Here is a 16,598-nt window from a genome sequence, read left to right on the forward strand (position 1 = left end):
TCTCCCTCAGCCGGAATGGACGCTCGCTTGCTCTTTTTTCAAAGTACAGCAAGATGCGCGCCGCCCCCAAAGGCTCAGGCGTTTTGCAGACAACCGGGCGGCCGACGCTTGACCCACTGGGTCAGCTGCTCGTGGGCATACGCCAGTTGCAGCACCGCGAAGTCAGCCTGGGCCGGGCCAATGATTTGCAGGCCCATCGGCAGTCCGCCCGGGCTGAAACCCACGGGGACGTTCATGCTCGGCAATCCGGCCAGGGTCGGCCCGATGACGACTTCCATCCAGCGGTGGTAAGTGTCCATGCTCTGCCCGCCAACGACGCGCGGCCAGGGTGTTTGTGCATCAAAAGGAAACACTTGGGCGGTGGGCAGCAACAGGAAGTCGTAACGTTCGAACAGCTCGTTCAAGGCCCGATACCAGTCGCTACGGTTGACCGAAGCCTGATAGACATCCGCTGCCGTCAGGCGCAGCCCGCCTTCGACTTCCCATTGCGCTTCGGCTTTGAGTTGCTCGCGTTTCTGTGGGTCGGCGTACAACGCACCGAGGCTGCCTTGCACCAGCCAGTGCCTATGGGTCAGCCAGGTTTGCCACAGGGGCTCCATGGAGAAATCCGGCTGACACGCTTCGACCTTGCAACCGAGTGCCGCGAAGTCCTGCAGCGCCGATTCGCACAGGCTCATCACACCGGGGTCCATGGGCAGATAACCGTTGTAGTCCCCCAGCCATCCCACGCGGACCTCGCTGAAATCCTGCGCCAGTGATTGATGGAAAATGGCCGGGTCCTGCGTCTGCGACAACGGCACGCGCGAGTCGTAACCGGCCTGCGTCCCGAGCAACCGTGTGACATCGGTGACCGTGCGGCCCATCGGCCCTTCAGTCGCCAGTTGCTGGACAAACACCTCCGGCTGCGGACCGTGCGGCACGCGGCCTTGGGACGGGCGAAAACCGAAGACGTTGTTGAACGCCGCCGGGTTGCGCAGCGAGCCCATCATGTCGCTGCCGTCGGCCACCGGCAGCATGCGCAACGCCAGCGCCACCGCCGCCCCGCCGCTGCTGCCACCGGCGGCCAGCGTCGGATCGTAGGCATTGGTGGTGGTGCCGAACACGCTGTTGTAGGTGTGCGAACCAAGACCGAATTCCGGGACGTTGCTCTTGCCGATGATGATCGCCCCGCAGTCACGCACCCGCGCCACGCTGATGGCGTCGTGCTGCGGCACTTGCCCGGCAAACAGCGGCGAGCCCATGGTGGTGCGCAAACCGGAAGTGGCGGCCAGGTCTTTGACCGCTTGCGGCATGCCGTGCATCCAGCCACGGGACTGGCCCTGGTCCAGTTGCCGGTCGCAGGCGTCCGCTTCGGCCAGCAATTCATCGTCCGCACGCAGCGACACCAGCGCATTGACCTGCGGATTGAAGCGCTCGATTTGCGTCAGATACGCCTGCATTACCTCGCGACAAGACACCTGCCGCCCGTGGATGGCCCGGGACAGCGCATCGGCGTCCATTTCTACAATTGGATTGATGCTCAAGGTTTCACCTCAAGGTTGAGTTCGACAGATCGCTTTGCCCGTGGTGCTTCCTGCATGCAGTAAGTCCCCAATAGCGTCAGCAGGCAAGCGAACAACACGTAGAACGACGGCGCCACCGGTGTCGCCAACACCTTGCTCAGCCAGGTGACGATCAACGGCGCAAAACCGCCGAAGACCATGACCGCCACGTTGTAGGCCACTGATACCCCGGTGGAGCGCACTTCAATCGGAAACTGCTCGGCCAGCGCGGTCGGTGCCGGGCCGAAAAAGCCGCCAATCGCGCTGCACAGCAACAGTTGCATCACCAGCAAGCGCTCGATGGAAGGTGCTGCCGCGACCCACACGTAAAGCGGATACACCATCACGAAAAACGCCAGGGTGAAGGCCATCAATACCGGGCGTCGGCCCAGGCGATCCGACAGTGCACCGGACAATGGAATGATCACCGTCATCAGCGCCACGGCCAGCATTTGCACCAACAACACCTGGTCCAGCGGCAAGCCAAGATTCTTGTGGGCGAACGTCGGCATGTTCACCAGCACCACGTAGAACGACACGGTCGCACCGCACGCCAGGCCCATCGACACCAGAATGGCGCGGCGATGTTCGCGGATCACTTGCATCAAGCTCGGGCTGGCGCCTTTGGCCTGTTTGCGCGCTTCAAGAAACTCCTCCGGTTCCTCCATGTGCTTGCGAATCCACAAGCCCACCGGACCGATCAACAAGCCGATCATGAACGGGATCCGCCAGCCCCAGCTGTCCAGCGCCTCAGGGGTCAGCAGGTGAGTGAACAACGCCACCATGCCCGCGCCGGAAAACACCGCCAGGCACTGCCCGACCAATTGCCACGAGCCGTACAAACCCTTGCGATGCGCGGGCGCACTCTCCACCAGGAACGCCGTGGCGCTGGCGTATTCGCCGCCCGTGGCGAAGCCTTGCAGCATCCGTGCAACCACGATCAGCAGCGGCGCGCCCATGCCGATCGCGGCGTAGTTCGGTGCAAAGGCGATCAGGGCGATGGACACGGTCATCAGGCGGATGATCATCTGCATCGCTGCCTTGCGGCCTTTGCGGTCCGAGTACATGCCCAACAGAATGCCGCCCACCGGGCGCATGAAGAAGCCAACGCCGAAGGTCGCCAGCGCCATCAGCAGCGATGCGTATTCGTCTTCAGACGGGAAAAATTGCCGGGCGATGATGCTCGCCAGAAAGCCGTAAACGATGAAGTCATACCATTCCAGCGCGTTACCGATAACGGCGGCGACCACCTGCCGGGTGCGCGAAACGCCAGTGCTCGAAGTCTGCATGGGAACTCTCCAAAAACCTGATGGGTAACGGCGGGCACGCCAGCGCGCGCCCGTTCCAGCGGCAGTAGAAAGTGAGGAAATCAGGCAGGCTTGAGCCAGCTCTCGGTCAGCGCGCCCCAGTACGCAGCGCCGGTCAGCAGGATGTCATCGTTAAAGTCATATGCGGGGTTATGCACCATCGGCCTCGACACGCCATTGCCGATGAACAGGTAGGCGCCGGGGCAGCGTTGCAGCATCCAGGCGAAGTCTTCGCTGCCCATGAGTTTGGGGGTGTTGCCGTCCACTGCGTCGGCGCCCACCAACTCGACACCGACCTGCCGGGCGAACTCGGTTTCGGCGGCATGGTTGACCAGTACCGGATAAGCCGGGCGATGTTCGATTGTCGAACTGCAACCAAAACTCTTAGCCTGAGATTCGATGATCGCACGCACGCGGTCGAGGGTCTGCTCACGCACCTGGGCGTTCAGCGCGCGCAGGCTCAGGCGCAGGATTGCCTGCTGTGGAATGACGTTGGCCGCCTCTCCCGCCTGCAATGCGCCGACCGTCACCACAGCGGCCTGCTGCGCATCGATGTTGCGCGCGACCACCGTTTGCAACGCCATCACCACGCTCGCCGCCGCCACCAGCGGATCGACCGCCAGATGTGGCATCGAACCGTGGCCGCCAACACCTTCAATGGTGACAGTGAGCAAATCCTGCGAGGCCATCATCGGCCCTATTCGAAAACCCAAATGCCCGGCAGGCAGGCCCGGCATGTTGTGCATGCCGAACAGCGCATCGCAGGGGAAACGTTCGAGCAAGCCATCGGCGAGCATGGCTTCGGCGCCGCCCTGACCCTCTTCGGCCGGCTGGAAAATCAGGGTCAGGGTGCCGTCGAACTGACGGGTTGCCGCCAGATAGCGCGCGGCGCCCAGCAACATGGTGGTGTGACCGTCATGCCCGCAAGCGTGCATGCAACCTTGATGCTGGCTGCTGTACGCGGCGCCGGTATTTTCAATGATCGGCAGTGCGTCCATGTCCGCCCGAATCCCGAGTTTGCGCGGGCTGCTGCCGTTGCGCAGGACGCCGACCACACCGGTCTTGCCGATGCCGGTGTGCACGTCGTAGCCCCACGCTTCGAGGGATTTGGCCACCAGTGCCGAGGTGCGGTTTTCCTCGAAGCCGAGTTCGGGGTGGGCATGGATGTCCTGGCGGGTGGCGTGCAGGTCGCTGGCCACGTCGCTGAGCCAGGCGAGAATGTGCTGATGTCGGGTCATGACGATTGTCCTCGGGCCGGGTGAAGTCCCGTTCTTTTTGTTCGTTTTGATTTCGCGACACATCAAGGCAGGTCGCGCTCACCGCCAGATAACCGCGAGTCGCGCGTGAGGACAATCGAATGTGGTTCCACGGTGTGGAACCTGATGGCCGTCGATCTCACTGGCGGCCCCTTGTGGCGAGGGAGCTTGCTCCCGCTGCGCTGCGAAGCAGCGCCAAAACCGGCAACCGCGGCGTGTCTGATTCACCGCGTCGCTGACTTTGCGACTGCTGCGCAGCCGAGCGGGAGCAAGCTCCCTCGCCACAAAAAGCATCGCCGCAGTCAGGGGGATAAGCGGCAGCCCTGGTGTTCGCCGAGCCAGGCGGCGCTGTTGCTGCGGCCCATGCCGCTGACGGTGATGCGCTTGCTGGCAGTGTCATCGGTGAAGCTGCTGGTGGGTAGCCACTGTTTGACGTATCCACGGCAATACTCGGCCTCGTTGTTCATCACATACCGGCACGAGCAATATTCCTTGGCGGTGTAGGCGCTGATGATGTCGGGGAATGCCCACAGCGCGACCCGCTCATGCCAGAGCCAGCCAAGCAAGACGAGCAGCAGGATCAACAACAATGAGCTGATCGGTCGACGCCTGATGAAACCACTCATGGCTGCCCCTTCCCGGCAAACGCCTTCAGCGCGAGCTTGAGCATTTCGTTGTGCCGGTAGCGGCCGTCACGGTCATCGCCGTAGCGCACGATCACCAGTTTTTCGCTGGGGATCACATACATCGCCTGCCCCCAATGACCCAGTGCCGCAAAGGTATCGACGGGCGCATCGGGCCAAGGTTGCGCGGCGCTATCCACGGCACGATTGAGCCACCAGTGGCCGCCGGGCACCGCCTCATCCTGATGGGCGCGGTAGTGGTCGAACGGTTCACGATTGAAGGCGACCCAATCCTTGGGCAGCAATTGCCTGTCGCCCCAGCGCCCGTCGCGGGCCATCAGTAAACCGACCCGCGCCAGATCCCGCGCGGTGAGGTAGGCATACGAGGACGCGACAAACGTGCCCGTGGCATCGGTTTCCCAAACCGCGTGGCGAATGCCCAGCGGCTCGAACAATGCCGTCCATGGAAAGTCCCCATAGCGATTCGCACCGACGATGGTTTTCAGCGCGGCGGACAACAGATTGCTGTCGCCGCTGGAGTAGCGAAACGCCTGGCCCGGCGCCGCGTATCGGTCGTGTTCGGCGGTGAATGCCGCCATGTCTTGGTGCCCTCGGGTGTAAAGCATGGCCACCACCGACGACTTCAACGGCGCGTATTCGTAGTCTTCCTGCCAGTCGATGCCCGAGGCCCAATGCAGCAAGTCGGCCATGTTCATGTCCGGGTGTTTTTTCAGTGGCGGGTAAAACTTCTGCACCGGGTCCTGCAGCTTGAACAAGCCTTCGCCATAGGCCACGCCGAGGACCGTGGCCATCAGGCTTTTACTGATGGACCAGGTCAGGTGCGGCGTCTCGGCGGAGGTCGGGCCGGCGTACCGTTCGTAGATCAATTGGCCGTCGCGGATCACCAGCAAGGCGTCAGTGCGGATGCCTTGACGGGTGGTGTCGTTGCGCGGTGGGAAGGCGTAGTTTTCCAGAGATTGAAGCGCTGGACCGGTGACGGCCGGGCCGGTTGCCCATTGTTCGGCGGGCCAGTTTTCAGCGTGGACCGAGAGGCTGAATAACAGCAGGAAAAACAGCGACAGGCCTTTGGGCATAGCGGGGGGCTCTTGGAAGTGAACCTGCTGAGCCTAGCCGAGGTTGATGACAGTTCCGGGATTTGTGCTGTCAATGAGGCCGTCATCGCTGGCAAGCCAGTGCCTACAGGATCTGCGTCGTACACAATATTTCATTCGCCTGAAATCCCTGTAGGCGCTGGCTGGCCAGCGATGAGGCCCGTCAGGTCGCCGCCAATGCTTTGGCGAGACGCTTTGCTCGCGCCCCCGCCGCCAAATCCATCACCGCCTGATCCCGTTGCCACATCGTCGCCCACTCCGCCGGTCCCTCGGCCAGCGCTTCATTGACCTCAGTCTTGAGCCCCTCGAACTGCGCAAACAATCCACCCAGCAACACATGCCCGGCCGGATGATTCGGTGCCTGCCGACTGGCTTCCGCGCACCCGGCCAGCAACGCCAGCAAGCGCAACTGCAGATTCTGCGGCCAATCACAGTCCTGACCAACGCCATACAGCCACGCCGTCATGGCACTCAGCACATAGACATCTTCCAGGGTGCGGAACGGTTTGACGTACGCGTCCCAGCCATCCCCCGCCAGCAATTCACACAACGCGTTATCCAGAAACAATCGACCGTGGCTGATATCCGGCATCAACGGGATCGGCGGCAGTTTTTCCACCCGCACACCGGGCTCATCGGGATAGGCCACCGTCAGACTCAAGCGCGGATCGTCGCCGGGTTGCTCGCTGCGAGCGGCGATCAGCAGCCAGTCGGCGGCATCGCCAGCGGTGACGAAATCCTTGCGCCCACTCACGCGCAAACCGCTCAGGCGGGTTTGCATGTCGGCCGGGCGCAGGCTGCGTTGTTCGGTGGCGCACAGGGCGCCGAGGCTGAGTGGCGCGCTCGGCCAAAGCATGCGCAATGCCGCCTGATACCCCACCAGAAACGCCAACCCCGGCGTCGCCATCAGGCGCCCGCCCGCCACCGCCAACTCGAACGGCGTGACCGTGCCCAATTGCTGTAACAGGGTTGCGAACCCTTCGCCCAGGTCCGGGTTGGCGGGCAAGCGATCGCGGCTATTCAACAGGGTTTGCCAGGGCATAAGAGGCTCCTTTTGGGCTGTCATATAAGCATCACCAAAGCTTCATGGCGATGACACCGGGGCTACATAGCCTGACTTTGCACAACAAGGCTGGATAAAGAAAGTCGATCCGCTGTAACCCAAAGACGGGTGAGCAGCCCGCACGGAGATTCGCCATGACTCAGATCGCCCGCATCAGCGACACCGGCAACGAACGCCGCCTGCAAGCCGAACGCCTGGTGGGCGCCGAGGCTCTGCAGGAAGCTCAGGCCTTGCGTTTCAACGTGTTCAGCGGCGAGTTCAACGCCAAGCTGAAAGGCGCGGAACTGGGTCTGGACATGGATGACTATGATGTTCACTGCGCCCACATCGGCGTGCGTGACTTGAACACCGGGCGTCTGGTGGCGACCACCCGTTTGCTCGACCACACCGCCGCCAGCAGCCTGGGCAAGTTCTACAGCGAAGAAGAATTCAGCCTGCATGGCCTGGTTCATCTGCAAGGGCCGATCCTGGAAATCGGCCGCACCTGCGTCGACCCGGCCTACCGCAACGGCGGCACCATCGCCGTGCTTTGGGGCGAACTGGCCGAAGTGCTGAACCAGGGCGGCTACAGCTACCTGATGGGTTGCGCGAGCATCCCGATGCAGGACGGCGGCATTCAGGCCCACGCCATCATGCAGCGTCTGCGCGAGCGCTACCTGTGCACCGAACACCTGCGCGCCGAACCGAAAAAACCGCTGCCGACCCTGGATATTCCTTCCAACGTAATCGCCGAAATGCCGCCGCTGCTCAAGGCCTACATGCGCCTGGGCGCGAAAATCTGTGGCGAACCCTGCTGGGACGAAGATTTTCAGGTCGCCGACGTGTTCATCCTGCTCAAGCGCGACGAACTCTGCCCGCGCTACGCCAAACACTTCAAGGCGGCTGTGTAATGAGCCGGCTGCGGGTGTACGCGCGAATCGCGCGAGTGTTGCTGGTGGTGGCGCTGGGGCTGAGCATGGCCAGTGTGTTCGGGATGTTCGAACGTCTGGGCCTGGCCCATTCGATGGAACGTCGTCAGCGCTGGTCGCGATTTTTCATGGCGCGCCTGAGCAATGCCCTGCCCTTCGACGTGACCGTTCACGGTCAATTACCGAAAGCGCCGATGCTGTGGGTCAGCAATCACGTGTCATGGACCGACATCCCGCTGCTGGGCATGCTCACCCCGCTGTCGTTCCTGTCCAAGGCCGAAGTGCGCACTTGGCCAGTGGCCGGTTGGTTGGCGGCCAAGGCCGGCAGCCTGTTTATCCGTCGGGGTTCGGGCGACAGCCAGTTGATCCGCAAACAAATGACCCGCCATCTGCAGCATGAACATCCACTGCTGATGTTCCCGGAAGGCACCACCACCGATGGCCGTTCGTTGCGCACGTTCCACGGGCGCCTGCTGTCCGCCGCCATCGATTCCGACGTGGCGTTGCAACCGGTGGCGATTCGTTACGTGCGTGATGGTGAGCTCGATACGCTGGCGCCGTTCATTGGCGATGACGATTTGCTCTCACACCTGATGCGCTTGTTTGCCAATGACCGCGGCGGTGTGGAGATCCATTTGCTCAAGCCGATCGCTTGCGAAGGACGTGAACGCGCGGCATTGGCGTTCGAGGCGCAACAGGCCGTGCAGAAGGCGTTGTTTGGGGCGATCCCGGAAAAACAGCAAGTCCCGTTGCGCCCTGCCATCGCAGCCTGAACGCATCCCCCTGTAGGAGCTGGCATGCCAGCGATAGCGGTGGGTCAGCCAATGTAGATGTTGAATGATCCGGACTTATCGCTGGCAAGCCAGCTCCCACAGTGATCTATGTTGTCGGATGGCTCTGCGCAAAATCCTGCAACTGCGGGTAGAACAGCCGGAAATCCTCGCTCAACGGCTCATACAACACCCGCAATTCCTGCATGGCGGCCGCCAGCTCTTCAGGCTTGGTCAAGCGTCGCGAAATCCCCCGCAGCACCTGCTCCAGTACTTCGAATTCCCGATACGAACCCAACCAGTCATTGGCCACCATGTGCGGGGCGATCTTCGCCAGCCGCTCCGGCAGTTGCCGTTCGCTGGACAGCACGCGGTACACATCCGAGGTGAACAGCTCCAGCGGCCGGTCCGCGTACAGCGCCCAGTCCCGGGCCAGGCAATGGTCGAAAAACACGTCGAGGACGATCCCGGCGTAGCGCCGGCGCGTCAGGGAAAACCGCGACAGCGAGGCATCCACCAACGGATGGCGATCGGTGAACACGTCGATGCTGCGATGCAGCTGGATGGCCGCTTCGATCTCCGGTTCGAACTGCCCTTGCAGCCTGCCTTTGACGAAATCGCCATACAGACTGCCGAGCAATTGACCGGGGCGCTGGCCACCGAGGTGAAGATGTGCGAGATAGTTCATGGGCGCAGCTTAGCATTGCGCCTTGGTATCGACACCTCACATATCGTTATAACCCGATATACCGATTTGCTCGGTCATCAGAGCAAAATCATATTTGTATATCGCGAAATAACGATTTAAATTTCGCTTCATCGCGATATAGCGTTTTACTGATCACGAGCCCCCATCATGAACCTTGAACTCGACGAAATAATAAAAGCCCTGGCACACCCGGTACGGCGAGACATCCTGCACTGGCTCAAAAACCCGGACGTCGAATTTCCAGACCAGTCCCACAGCAACGAGCACGGCGTATGCGCCGGGCAGATCGATCAACGTTGCGGCCTGTCGCAGTCCACGGTGTCCGCGCACCTGGCGACCCTGCAACGCGCCGGCCTGATCAGCAGCCGCAAAGTCGGCCAGTGGCACTTTTTCAAACGCAATGAGGAAACCATTCAGGAGTTCCTCAAAATCTTCAGCAAAGAGCTCTGACCCTTTACGTCAGCCAGCCGACAAGGAATTAACCAATGCCCCTCTCGCTACTCATCCTCGCGTTGAGCGCCTTTGCCATCGGCACCACCGAGTTCGTCATCATGGGCTTGCTGCCCGATGTGGCGGCCGACCTCGGTGTGTCGATTCCCGGTGCCGGCTGGCTGGTGACCGGTTACGCCCTGGGCGTGGCCATCGGTGCGCCGTTCATGGCGCTGGCCACCGCCAGACTGCCGCGCAAAGCAGCGCTGGTGGCGTTGATGGGGATTTTCATTATCGGCAACCTGCTCTGCGCCGTGGCCAGTGACTACAACGTGTTGATGTTTGCCCGCGTGGTCACAGCCCTGTGCCACGGTGCCTTCTTCGGTATCGGTTCTGTGGTAGCCGCCGGCCTGGTGCCGGCCAACAAACGCGCCTCGGCCGTGGCCCTGATGTTCACCGGCCTGACCCTGGCCAACGTACTCGGCGTGCCACTGGGCACCGCCCTCGGTCAGGAAGCCGGCTGGCGTTCGACCTTCTGGGCAGTGACCGTGATTGGTGTGATTGCGCTGTTCGGCCTGATCCGTTTCCTGCCGGCCAAGCGTGATGAAGAAAAACTCGACATGCGCGCCGAACTGCGTGCCCTCAAAGGCGCCGGTATCTGGTTGTCCCTGAGCATGACCGCACTGTTCGCCGCGTCGGTGTTCACCCTCTTCACTTACGTCGCGCCGCTGCTGGGCGAAGTCACCGGCGTCTCGCCCCGTGGCGTGACCTGGACCCTGATGCTCATCGGTCTGGGCCTGACGGTCGGCAACATCATCGGCGGCAAGCTGGCCGACAAAGGCCTGGCCGCCACATTGATCGGCGTCTTCATCGCCATGGCCGTGGTCTCCACCGTGCTGACCTGGACCAGCGTCGCGCTGATCCCGACTGAAATCACCCTGTTCCTCTGGGCCACCGCGTGTTTCGCCGCTGTGCCTGCCCTGCAAGTCAACGTGGTGACCTACGGCAAGGCCGCGCCGAACCTGGTCTCGACCCTGAACATCGGCGCCTTCAACGTCGGCAACGCACTCGGCGCCTGGGTCGGCGGCAGCGTGATTGCCCACGGTTTCGGCCTGACCAGCGTGCCCCTCGCGGCCGCCGCACTGGCCGTACTCGCCCTGGTGGTGACCCTGATTACTTTCCGTCAGAACGGCAATCCCGAACTGGCTCCTGCTACTAACTGATCTTCAAAAGAGAGCAATTAAATGACGACTATTTTCGATCCGATCAAACTGGGCGACCTCGAACTGTCCAACCGCATCATCATGGCACCGCTGACCCGCTGCCGCGCTGACGAAGGCCGAGTGCCCAACGCGCTGATGGCCGAGTACTACGTACAACGCGCCTCCGCCGGCCTGATCCTCAGCGAAGCGACCTCGGTCACGCCAATGGGCGTCGGCTACCCGGACACCCCCGGCATCTGGTCCAACGACCAAGTGCGTGGCTGGGCCAACGTGACCAAGGCGATCCACGGCGCGGGCGGCAAGATCTTCCTGCAACTGTGGCACGTGGGCCGGGTTTCGCACTCGTTGTACTTGAATGGTGAAGCACCGGTCGCACCGAGCGCCATCCAGCCAAAAGGTCACGTCAGCCTGGTTCGCCCGCTGTCCGACTACCCGACGCCTCGCGCCCTGGAAACCGCTGAAATCGCCGACATCGTCGACGCTTACCGCACCGGCGCCGAAAACGCCAAGGCCGCCGGTTTCGACGGCGTGGAAATCCACGGCGCCAACGGTTACCTGCTCGACCAGTTCCTGCAAAGCAGCACCAACCAGCGCACCGACATCTACGGCGGCTCCCTGGAAAACCGTGCCCGCCTGTTGCTGGAAGTGACCGATGCCGCCATCGAAGTCTGGGGCGCCGGCCGCGTCGGTGTGCACCTGGCACCGCGCGCCGATTCCCACGACATGGGCGACGACAACCCGGCCGAAACCTTCACCTACGTCGCTCGTGAACTGGGCAAGCGTGGCATCGCCTTCATCTGCTCCCGCGAGAAAGAAGGCGCCGACAGCCTCGGCCCACAAATCAAGGAAGCCTTCGGCGGCCCGTACATCATCAACGAACGCTTCACCAAGGACAGCGCCAACGCCTGGCTGGCCGCTGGCAAGGCCGATGCAGTCGCCTTCGGCGTACCGTTCATTGCCAACCCGGACCTGCCGGCACGCCTGAAGGCCGATGCGCCGCTGAACGAAGCGCGTCCGGAACTGTTCTACGCCAAGGGCCCGGTCGGCTACATCGACTACCCGACGCTGTAAGCGCTTCCCGTAGAAATGCAAAAGCCCCGGAACTCGAAAGAGCCGGGGCTTTTTGTTGCGAACGCATCCAGGTACTGGAAATCTTGAATCGAGCTATTGACAGCGATTAGCTCCGAATGCTCAACGTGTCCTCGGTCCCAGGACAGCGGACACTTGCGGCTGCGCGCCCCGCCGGCACGCCCATTAATTAGTCTCGTTTAATTACGAAACCGCAATATCAGATGACGCCGTAGGACCTTGTAGGCAAACTCCGAATCTTGCTTTTGGGCACTTTGATGCCTTGTTGCGTTTTTGTTTGACGGGATAGTCTCCGGACGTCGCTGACCATTCAGCGATCGGGCTTGGAAACCCGTCGAAATTGAAAGCAACAGTTTGCCCATCACGAAGTTGAGTCATGGCGGCTGTGCGCGGGACGTCTTCGGGCGTGCCGGTTTCCTAATTTCCCGGTTTTCCAACCTGCGCACAGTTGCCACCCATTCGCTTGGAAACGAATGCAGCAGCTCTTTCAAATTAGGAGCTTCACCATGGCTAAAACAAATCCAATCGATCCTTCAGAACTCAAAACCATCGGCTTCACCCCTTTCATCTACTGCTCGAACCAGGCGCTGTTTCATGTCAGCCGCGGCGTGCCCCTCGCCGACGCATTGGCTCAAGCCTCCAACCTGCTGTTCCTCGCCAAGGAACTCACCGTCGACGCCGCCTACGCCAAAGACACCGACCGCCACGCCTGGGCCGCGCATTACCTGACGGCGATGAGCAAAGCGGTGATCGATGATGTGGCGAAGGTGCTGGATCGAGAGGCTGATCGTGAGCCCAGAGACACCAGGCAATAGCGACGGCTCATGTGGCGTAAAAAAGCCGCGTAAGAACGCAATGCTGTTCATTTAAGGACGAACACTGTACCTGTGGCGAGGGAGCTTGCTCCCGTTGGGGAGCGCCCCCCCAAAATGGGACTGCTACGCAGTCCAGCGGGAGCAAGCTCCCTCGCCACAGGTTACTGATTGCTCGCTCTATCTCTTAACTGAACAGCATTGCGCGTAAGAACGCGGCTTTTTCAACGGCGAAATTGCGCTCCACTTGACTACCCGTTTGCATCCGACCTGACCAGTCACTTGCATGGGTTCTGACCGGCGCTCTCAGCGCGCCGACATCACATTCAAGAACTCTCATTAACATCGTAGCTGTGCCGCAGCGCCAAAGGTCTGCTTGCCCAGTAAAGTTTTTTGAACTGCGCACAATCCATAGCCTTCGCGAACAGCCATCCCTGAGCGTAACGGACCTGGTTCGCACGCAGGTAGTCGAGCTGCCCTGTCGTCTCGACGCCCTCTGCAATCAGCGTCAATTCCAAGGCGCGGCCCATCTGAATGACGTGAGTGACCAAGAGCGTCTTTTCAGCAGCTGCACCGACCTGCTCAACGAACGACCGGTCGATCTTGAGCGCATCGAGCGGCAACTGCTGCAGATACTGCAAACTTGAATAGCCTGTACCGAAGTCATCCAGCGCGATAATGAACCCGGCATTACGCGCACGCTCTATGGTGATTTTGGCTGGAGCAGGATCAAGCAGGCTGCGCTCAGTCACCTCCAGCCAAATTTGCCCCGGGAGAACGTCCAGGCGCTGAACCTCCTCCAGTAGTTTCGGCAAAAAGTGCCCTGTACACACGTCGGCCGCCGCCAGGTTTAACGCCACGTGCATCGAGCGATCACTGGCCAGTATTGTCCCGAGGTCATTGAGAACGGTCTGGATCACCTGATTCGTGATGCCCTCAATCAAGCCACTGGACTCGGCCAAAGGGATGAAGTGGTCGGGATAGACGATTGTGCCGTCGGTTTTTTGCCAGCGGACCAACGCCTCGGCGCCAATGCATCGATGGCTTTCAATCTCGATGATTGGCTGGTAATGGACGAGAAATTCGTTCCGGCGTACAGCCTGTTCCAAAGCGTTAAGCGGTGACAGTTTTCGCCGCCACCAGCGCAGATTAACCATTAGCAACGCTGCCGAGACAATCAGGCCAACAGGCAGCAGATAAAGCACATGTTTCCAGAGACTTCGCAGCAGTTCCTGCCGCGGGATAGCGGCAATGACTGTGAAGTTGCCCTGCGCCGCCGACGTATAGAGAAAACCGTCTTTCAGACCGTGAGTCGGGCCTTGGTGGACCAATGCCAGGAAGCTCGCCATGTTCGGCAGCGCAGGGCCCAGCAAACGGCCTTGCCGTGTCCCCACTGCCAGTTTGATGCCTTGATCGAAGTCCACTTCGCGAAATTGCTCGGGGTCCACCAGAACATTGAACGCCGCGAACTGCAGGGCCAGCATCGGCTTGATCAGAGGGTTGTCGTCGTACGCTTCGATGGAAACCTTCACGCCATCCTCGGTGACGAAATCTTCGGGCCACTGAGTGGCGCGTGGCGACGTAGCGCCCCAGGAACTACAGGCAAACACATCTTCCTCGTAGCCCACCGACTCAACCGAAAAAGTGTTCATGGCAATCATGCGCATCTGCTCGATGCTTTCCGGCGTGCAGGGTTGCAGATCGGTAAGGGCAACGTTTTTGAGCGTTTGGGATGCCTGTTCAAACGTAGCGCTGGCGCGTTGACTGGCAATCTGCGCGAGGGTGTGGAGTCGTTCGTTGGCGACATAGGTCGTCAACAGCCATCCACCCGCAAAAGTGAGGGCCAGCGGGACGATGACCGATAGGAGCGCCAGAAGCATACCCTGGCTGCTGATCCTTGAACTGTTCATATCACCGCCTGAGCAATGGCTAATGACGCGTCTTGGCCGTGGTTTGACGTGTCGGGTCGTTGATGAGGATTGCTGCTTTTAGCTTAAAATCCTGGAGCCGATCAACAAGCCATCAGCGAGTCGAAAGCGCGGGGGATACGCCCGATTAATCTTATTCTGGTCCGGCACTTTGAAGCGTTGATGCAAGGCACGATTCCACTCTATTACGCCCGCTCTGTTTGGCGCGATACAAGCATTCGTCTGCCTGCTTGAGCACAACGTCCGCGGGAGTGGGTGCTTGCACACATGTAGCGATACCGATCGACGCGGTAATACGCCCGACCCCAGGGATGTCACCCGTAGCGATGGCTTGGCGAATTCGCTCGGCAATCAAGTTCGCCGAGTCGAGATCGGTATCCGGCAGAATCAGCAAGAACTCTTCTCCACCCGCTCTACACGCGAGATCACCGGTGCGTGAGTAGCTCGCCAGTGTTCCAGCGACCTGCTTGATCGCTAAGTCACCCTTGTCGTGGCCGAAGGTATCATTCACTTTTTTGAAATGGTCGATATCCAGTGACAGTACCGAATATGTGCGGCCTGCCTGCTCTAGCCCAAGCAACTCTCCATCCATCGCCCTGCGATTGGCAAGACCTGTCAGCGGGTCAGTTAACGCCTGCTGATTGAGGCGGCCTATTTTTGCTTGCAAAAGCTGCACGCTGGTCAGCATCGCTTGACGAATAGAAAAAGCTTCCCGATACCAAGCCTTCACGTGGTGAAGTTTCTCAGTCGCTTGCGGTGCCGACAGTTGGCCAGCGATGCTGGAAAGCTGGTGCAAAGGTCGACAGATCAATAGAGCCCCCCACCACATGAGCACAAAGCCGATCAGAGCAGCTGGCACCATGCCCATAATCACGTTATCCATCAACGTCTTCAGAGGCGCAAGGCTGACCTCGCGCGGCTGCTGTGCGACCACAGCCCAACCGGCGCCCGGAACCTGAGCGTATCCAGCAAGCATCGGTATGCCCTTGTAATTAGGCACCTCCATGGATCCGCTCTCGCCGCGTAACGCAGCGTCCACGGTCTTGCTCCATCCAAGCGTTTCGCCAATTCGCGACGCCTCGGGGTGATAGAGCAGATGTCGATCCTGATCCGCGACGAAGGCAAATGTCCCGGTGTGATAAAAATGCCGGCTGATCAAGGTATGCAGCGCATTGTCCTGCTGCAGGTAAATTGAACCGCCAATGATGCCAACGTAACGGTTTGACGAATCATAGATGGGCTCAGAGACGAACACGACCAGGTTGCCAGCCGCTGATTTGTAAGCAGGACTGATAAACGGGCGCCTCGCCTCGATGGCTTTCTGAACGGCGTCGGAGTTCAGTGTAGAACCGATGATTTGCAGCGTATCCGGATACGCTTCCAGCACCCGGGCATCAACGTCGACAATCGCGATTGAATTGAAATCGGCATCCTGCTTCTGCAGACGCATCGCTTCGGCACGCAATTCCTTGGCATTGCCCCACTCCTTGCCCAACTCCACAGCACCGTAGTGCAGGTGGCTCTGGGCCGAGCGAATAAATTCAGAAAGGCTTGAGGCTACTTTCGCGGCGTAAGCACTGTTTGCCTGAAGCGCATGTTCTACCAACGCATCCCGTTGCACTCGATAGGCCGTGATGAGGCTGTTGCCTAAAGTGGCCAGTACCGAGAGCACCACAAGGGTGAGAATAAGCCAACGCAAGTCCAGAACCACGCCGGGAGGGCGATCGCCTACCCTCTTGTCAGCGGCCGAATCCTTTTGATTGTTGGCTCTATCCATCGATGTCTACCTTGACGCATCTGTTTTCGTGAGACCGCTCAGCGGAGCAGC

General features: G+C 60.6%; 15 protein-coding genes. 6 read left to right on the plus strand and 9 right to left on the minus strand.

Features of this window, described 5'->3' with window-relative positions:
* Window positions 1-74: 74 nt before the first annotated feature.
* The 6 genes from KHO07_RS22180 to KHO07_RS22205 form a co-directional block, all read right to left on the minus strand.
* On the minus strand, window positions 75-1,499 hold the full coding sequence (locus tag KHO07_RS22180; protein WP_244858320.1) for an amidase: 1,425 nt from the start codon (window positions 1,497-1,499) through the stop codon (window positions 75-77).
* 20 nt (window positions 1,500-1,519) lie between these two features.
* Window positions 1,520-2,830: a citrate-proton symporter gene (locus KHO07_RS22185; RefSeq protein ID WP_150705149.1), complete on the minus strand. Its 1,311-nt coding sequence runs from the start codon at window positions 2,828-2,830 to the stop codon at window positions 1,520-1,522.
* An 80-nt stretch (window positions 2,831-2,910) separates the two neighbouring features.
* The gene (locus KHO07_RS22190; protein ID WP_212625560.1) at window positions 2,911-4,086 is read right to left on the minus strand and encodes a M20 aminoacylase family protein; all 1,176 of its coding nucleotides are present in this window, start codon (window positions 4,084-4,086) and stop codon (window positions 2,911-2,913) included.
* A gap of 320 nt (window positions 4,087-4,406) precedes the next feature.
* Window positions 4,407-4,730 carry an amidase gene (locus KHO07_RS22195; protein ID WP_212625561.1) on the minus strand — a complete coding sequence of 108 codons (324 nt, stop codon included), beginning with the start codon at window positions 4,728-4,730 and terminating at the stop codon, window positions 4,407-4,409.
* On the minus strand, window positions 4,727-5,821 hold the full coding sequence (locus KHO07_RS22200) for a serine hydrolase (RefSeq protein ID WP_212625562.1): 1,095 nt from the start codon (window positions 5,819-5,821) through the stop codon (window positions 4,727-4,729). The genes KHO07_RS22195 and KHO07_RS22200 overlap by 4 nt, the downstream gene beginning before the upstream one ends.
* A 181-nt stretch (window positions 5,822-6,002) precedes the next feature.
* Window positions 6,003-6,881, minus strand: coding sequence for an acyl-CoA dehydrogenase family protein (locus tag KHO07_RS22205; protein ID WP_212625563.1), 879 nt, complete (start codon window positions 6,879-6,881; stop codon window positions 6,003-6,005).
* A gap of 155 nt (window positions 6,882-7,036) precedes the next feature.
* Between KHO07_RS22205 and olsB the strand changes: the two genes are divergently transcribed.
* Entirely contained in the window at window positions 7,037-7,792 is a 756-nt protein-coding gene (gene olsB, locus KHO07_RS22210) for an L-ornithine N(alpha)-acyltransferase (protein WP_034146715.1), read from the plus strand.
* The gene (locus KHO07_RS22215) at window positions 7,792-8,583 is read left to right on the plus strand and encodes a lysophospholipid acyltransferase family protein (protein ID WP_150732197.1); all 792 of its coding nucleotides are present in this window, start codon (window positions 7,792-7,794) and stop codon (window positions 8,581-8,583) included. Before olsB ends, KHO07_RS22215 begins: the two co-directional genes overlap by 1 nt.
* Window positions 8,584-8,689: 106 nt before the next feature.
* On the opposite strand, the gene KHO07_RS22220 is transcribed toward KHO07_RS22215, so the two are convergent.
* On the minus strand, window positions 8,690-9,268 hold the full coding sequence (locus tag KHO07_RS22220; RefSeq protein WP_150732196.1) for an ACP phosphodiesterase: 579 nt from the start codon (window positions 9,266-9,268) through the stop codon (window positions 8,690-8,692).
* 168 nt (window positions 9,269-9,436) lie between these two features.
* On the opposite strand from KHO07_RS22220, the gene KHO07_RS22225 reads away from it, so the two are divergent.
* The 4 genes from KHO07_RS22225 (at window position 9,437) to KHO07_RS22240 (ending at window position 12,845) form a co-directional block, all read left to right on the plus strand.
* Complete coding sequence (locus KHO07_RS22225; protein ID WP_150732195.1) at window positions 9,437-9,739, plus strand: metalloregulator ArsR/SmtB family transcription factor; 303 nt, start codon at window positions 9,437-9,439, stop codon at window positions 9,737-9,739.
* A gap of 35 nt (window positions 9,740-9,774) precedes the next feature.
* Complete coding sequence (locus KHO07_RS22230; protein WP_150732194.1) at window positions 9,775-10,941, plus strand: MFS transporter; 1,167 nt, start codon at window positions 9,775-9,777, stop codon at window positions 10,939-10,941.
* A gap of 21 nt (window positions 10,942-10,962) precedes the next feature.
* Complete coding sequence (locus KHO07_RS22235) at window positions 10,963-12,012, plus strand: alkene reductase (protein ID WP_150732193.1); 1,050 nt, start codon at window positions 10,963-10,965, stop codon at window positions 12,010-12,012.
* Window positions 12,013-12,536: 524 nt separating this feature from the next.
* Entirely contained in the window at window positions 12,537-12,845 is a 309-nt protein-coding gene (locus KHO07_RS22240) for a DUF3077 domain-containing protein (RefSeq protein ID WP_212625564.1), read from the plus strand.
* Between the two features lie 323 nt (window positions 12,846-13,168).
* Here KHO07_RS22240 and KHO07_RS22245 read toward each other — a convergent pair whose 3' ends face one another.
* Both KHO07_RS22245 and KHO07_RS22250 read right to left on the minus strand, forming a co-directional pair.
* Window positions 13,169-14,722, minus strand: a complete 1,554-nt coding sequence (locus KHO07_RS22245) for an EAL domain-containing protein (protein ID WP_212625565.1) — start codon at window positions 14,720-14,722, stop codon at window positions 13,169-13,171.
* A 181-nt stretch (window positions 14,723-14,903) separates the two neighbouring features.
* A complete protein-coding gene (locus tag KHO07_RS22250; protein WP_212625566.1) occupies window positions 14,904-16,547 on the minus strand; it encodes a sensor domain-containing diguanylate cyclase in 1,644 nt (547 codons plus the stop codon).
* Window positions 16,548-16,598: the final 51 nt, after the last annotated feature.

This window comes from Pseudomonas sp. PP3 (genome assembly GCF_905336995.1).
In the GTDB taxonomy this organism is placed as follows: Bacteria; Pseudomonadota; Gammaproteobacteria; order Pseudomonadales; family Pseudomonadaceae; genus Aquipseudomonas; species Aquipseudomonas reinekei.

What these genes read in the sequence shown, in the direction of transcription:
- KHO07_RS22180 (WP_244858320.1), bottom strand. Translation starts at nt 1,499, where the DNA reads ATGGACGCCGATGCGCTGTCCCGGGCCATCCACGGGCGGCAGGTGTCT.
- KHO07_RS22185 (WP_150705149.1), bottom strand. Translation starts at nt 2,830, where the DNA reads ATGCAGACTTCGAGCACTGGCGTTTCGCGCACCCGGCAGGTGGTCGCC.
- KHO07_RS22190 (WP_212625560.1), bottom strand. Translation starts at nt 4,086, where the DNA reads ATGACCCGACATCAGCACATTCTCGCCTGGCTCAGCGACGTGGCCAGC.
- KHO07_RS22195 (WP_212625561.1), bottom strand. Translation starts at nt 4,730, where the DNA reads ATGAGTGGTTTCATCAGGCGTCGACCGATCAGCTCATTGTTGTTGATC.
- KHO07_RS22200 (WP_212625562.1), bottom strand. Translation starts at nt 5,821, where the DNA reads ATGCCCAAAGGCCTGTCGCTGTTTTTCCTGCTGTTATTCAGCCTCTCG.
- KHO07_RS22205 (WP_212625563.1), bottom strand. Translation starts at nt 6,881, where the DNA reads ATGCCCTGGCAAACCCTGTTGAATAGCCGCGATCGCTTGCCCGCCAAC.
- olsB (WP_034146715.1), top strand. Translation starts at nt 7,037, where the DNA reads ATGACTCAGATCGCCCGCATCAGCGACACCGGCAACGAACGCCGCCTG.
- KHO07_RS22215 (WP_150732197.1), top strand. Translation starts at nt 7,792, where the DNA reads ATGAGCCGGCTGCGGGTGTACGCGCGAATCGCGCGAGTGTTGCTGGTG.
- KHO07_RS22220 (WP_150732196.1), bottom strand. Translation starts at nt 9,268, where the DNA reads ATGAACTATCTCGCACATCTTCACCTCGGTGGCCAGCGCCCCGGTCAA.
- KHO07_RS22225 (WP_150732195.1), top strand. Translation starts at nt 9,437, where the DNA reads ATGAACCTTGAACTCGACGAAATAATAAAAGCCCTGGCACACCCGGTA.
- KHO07_RS22230 (WP_150732194.1), top strand. Translation starts at nt 9,775, where the DNA reads ATGCCCCTCTCGCTACTCATCCTCGCGTTGAGCGCCTTTGCCATCGGC.
- KHO07_RS22235 (WP_150732193.1), top strand. Translation starts at nt 10,963, where the DNA reads ATGACGACTATTTTCGATCCGATCAAACTGGGCGACCTCGAACTGTCC.
- KHO07_RS22240 (WP_212625564.1), top strand. Translation starts at nt 12,537, where the DNA reads ATGGCTAAAACAAATCCAATCGATCCTTCAGAACTCAAAACCATCGGC.
- KHO07_RS22245 (WP_212625565.1), bottom strand. Translation starts at nt 14,722, where the DNA reads ATGCTTCTGGCGCTCCTATCGGTCATCGTCCCGCTGGCCCTCACTTTT.
- KHO07_RS22250 (WP_212625566.1), bottom strand. Translation starts at nt 16,547, where the DNA reads ATGGATAGAGCCAACAATCAAAAGGATTCGGCCGCTGACAAGAGGGTA.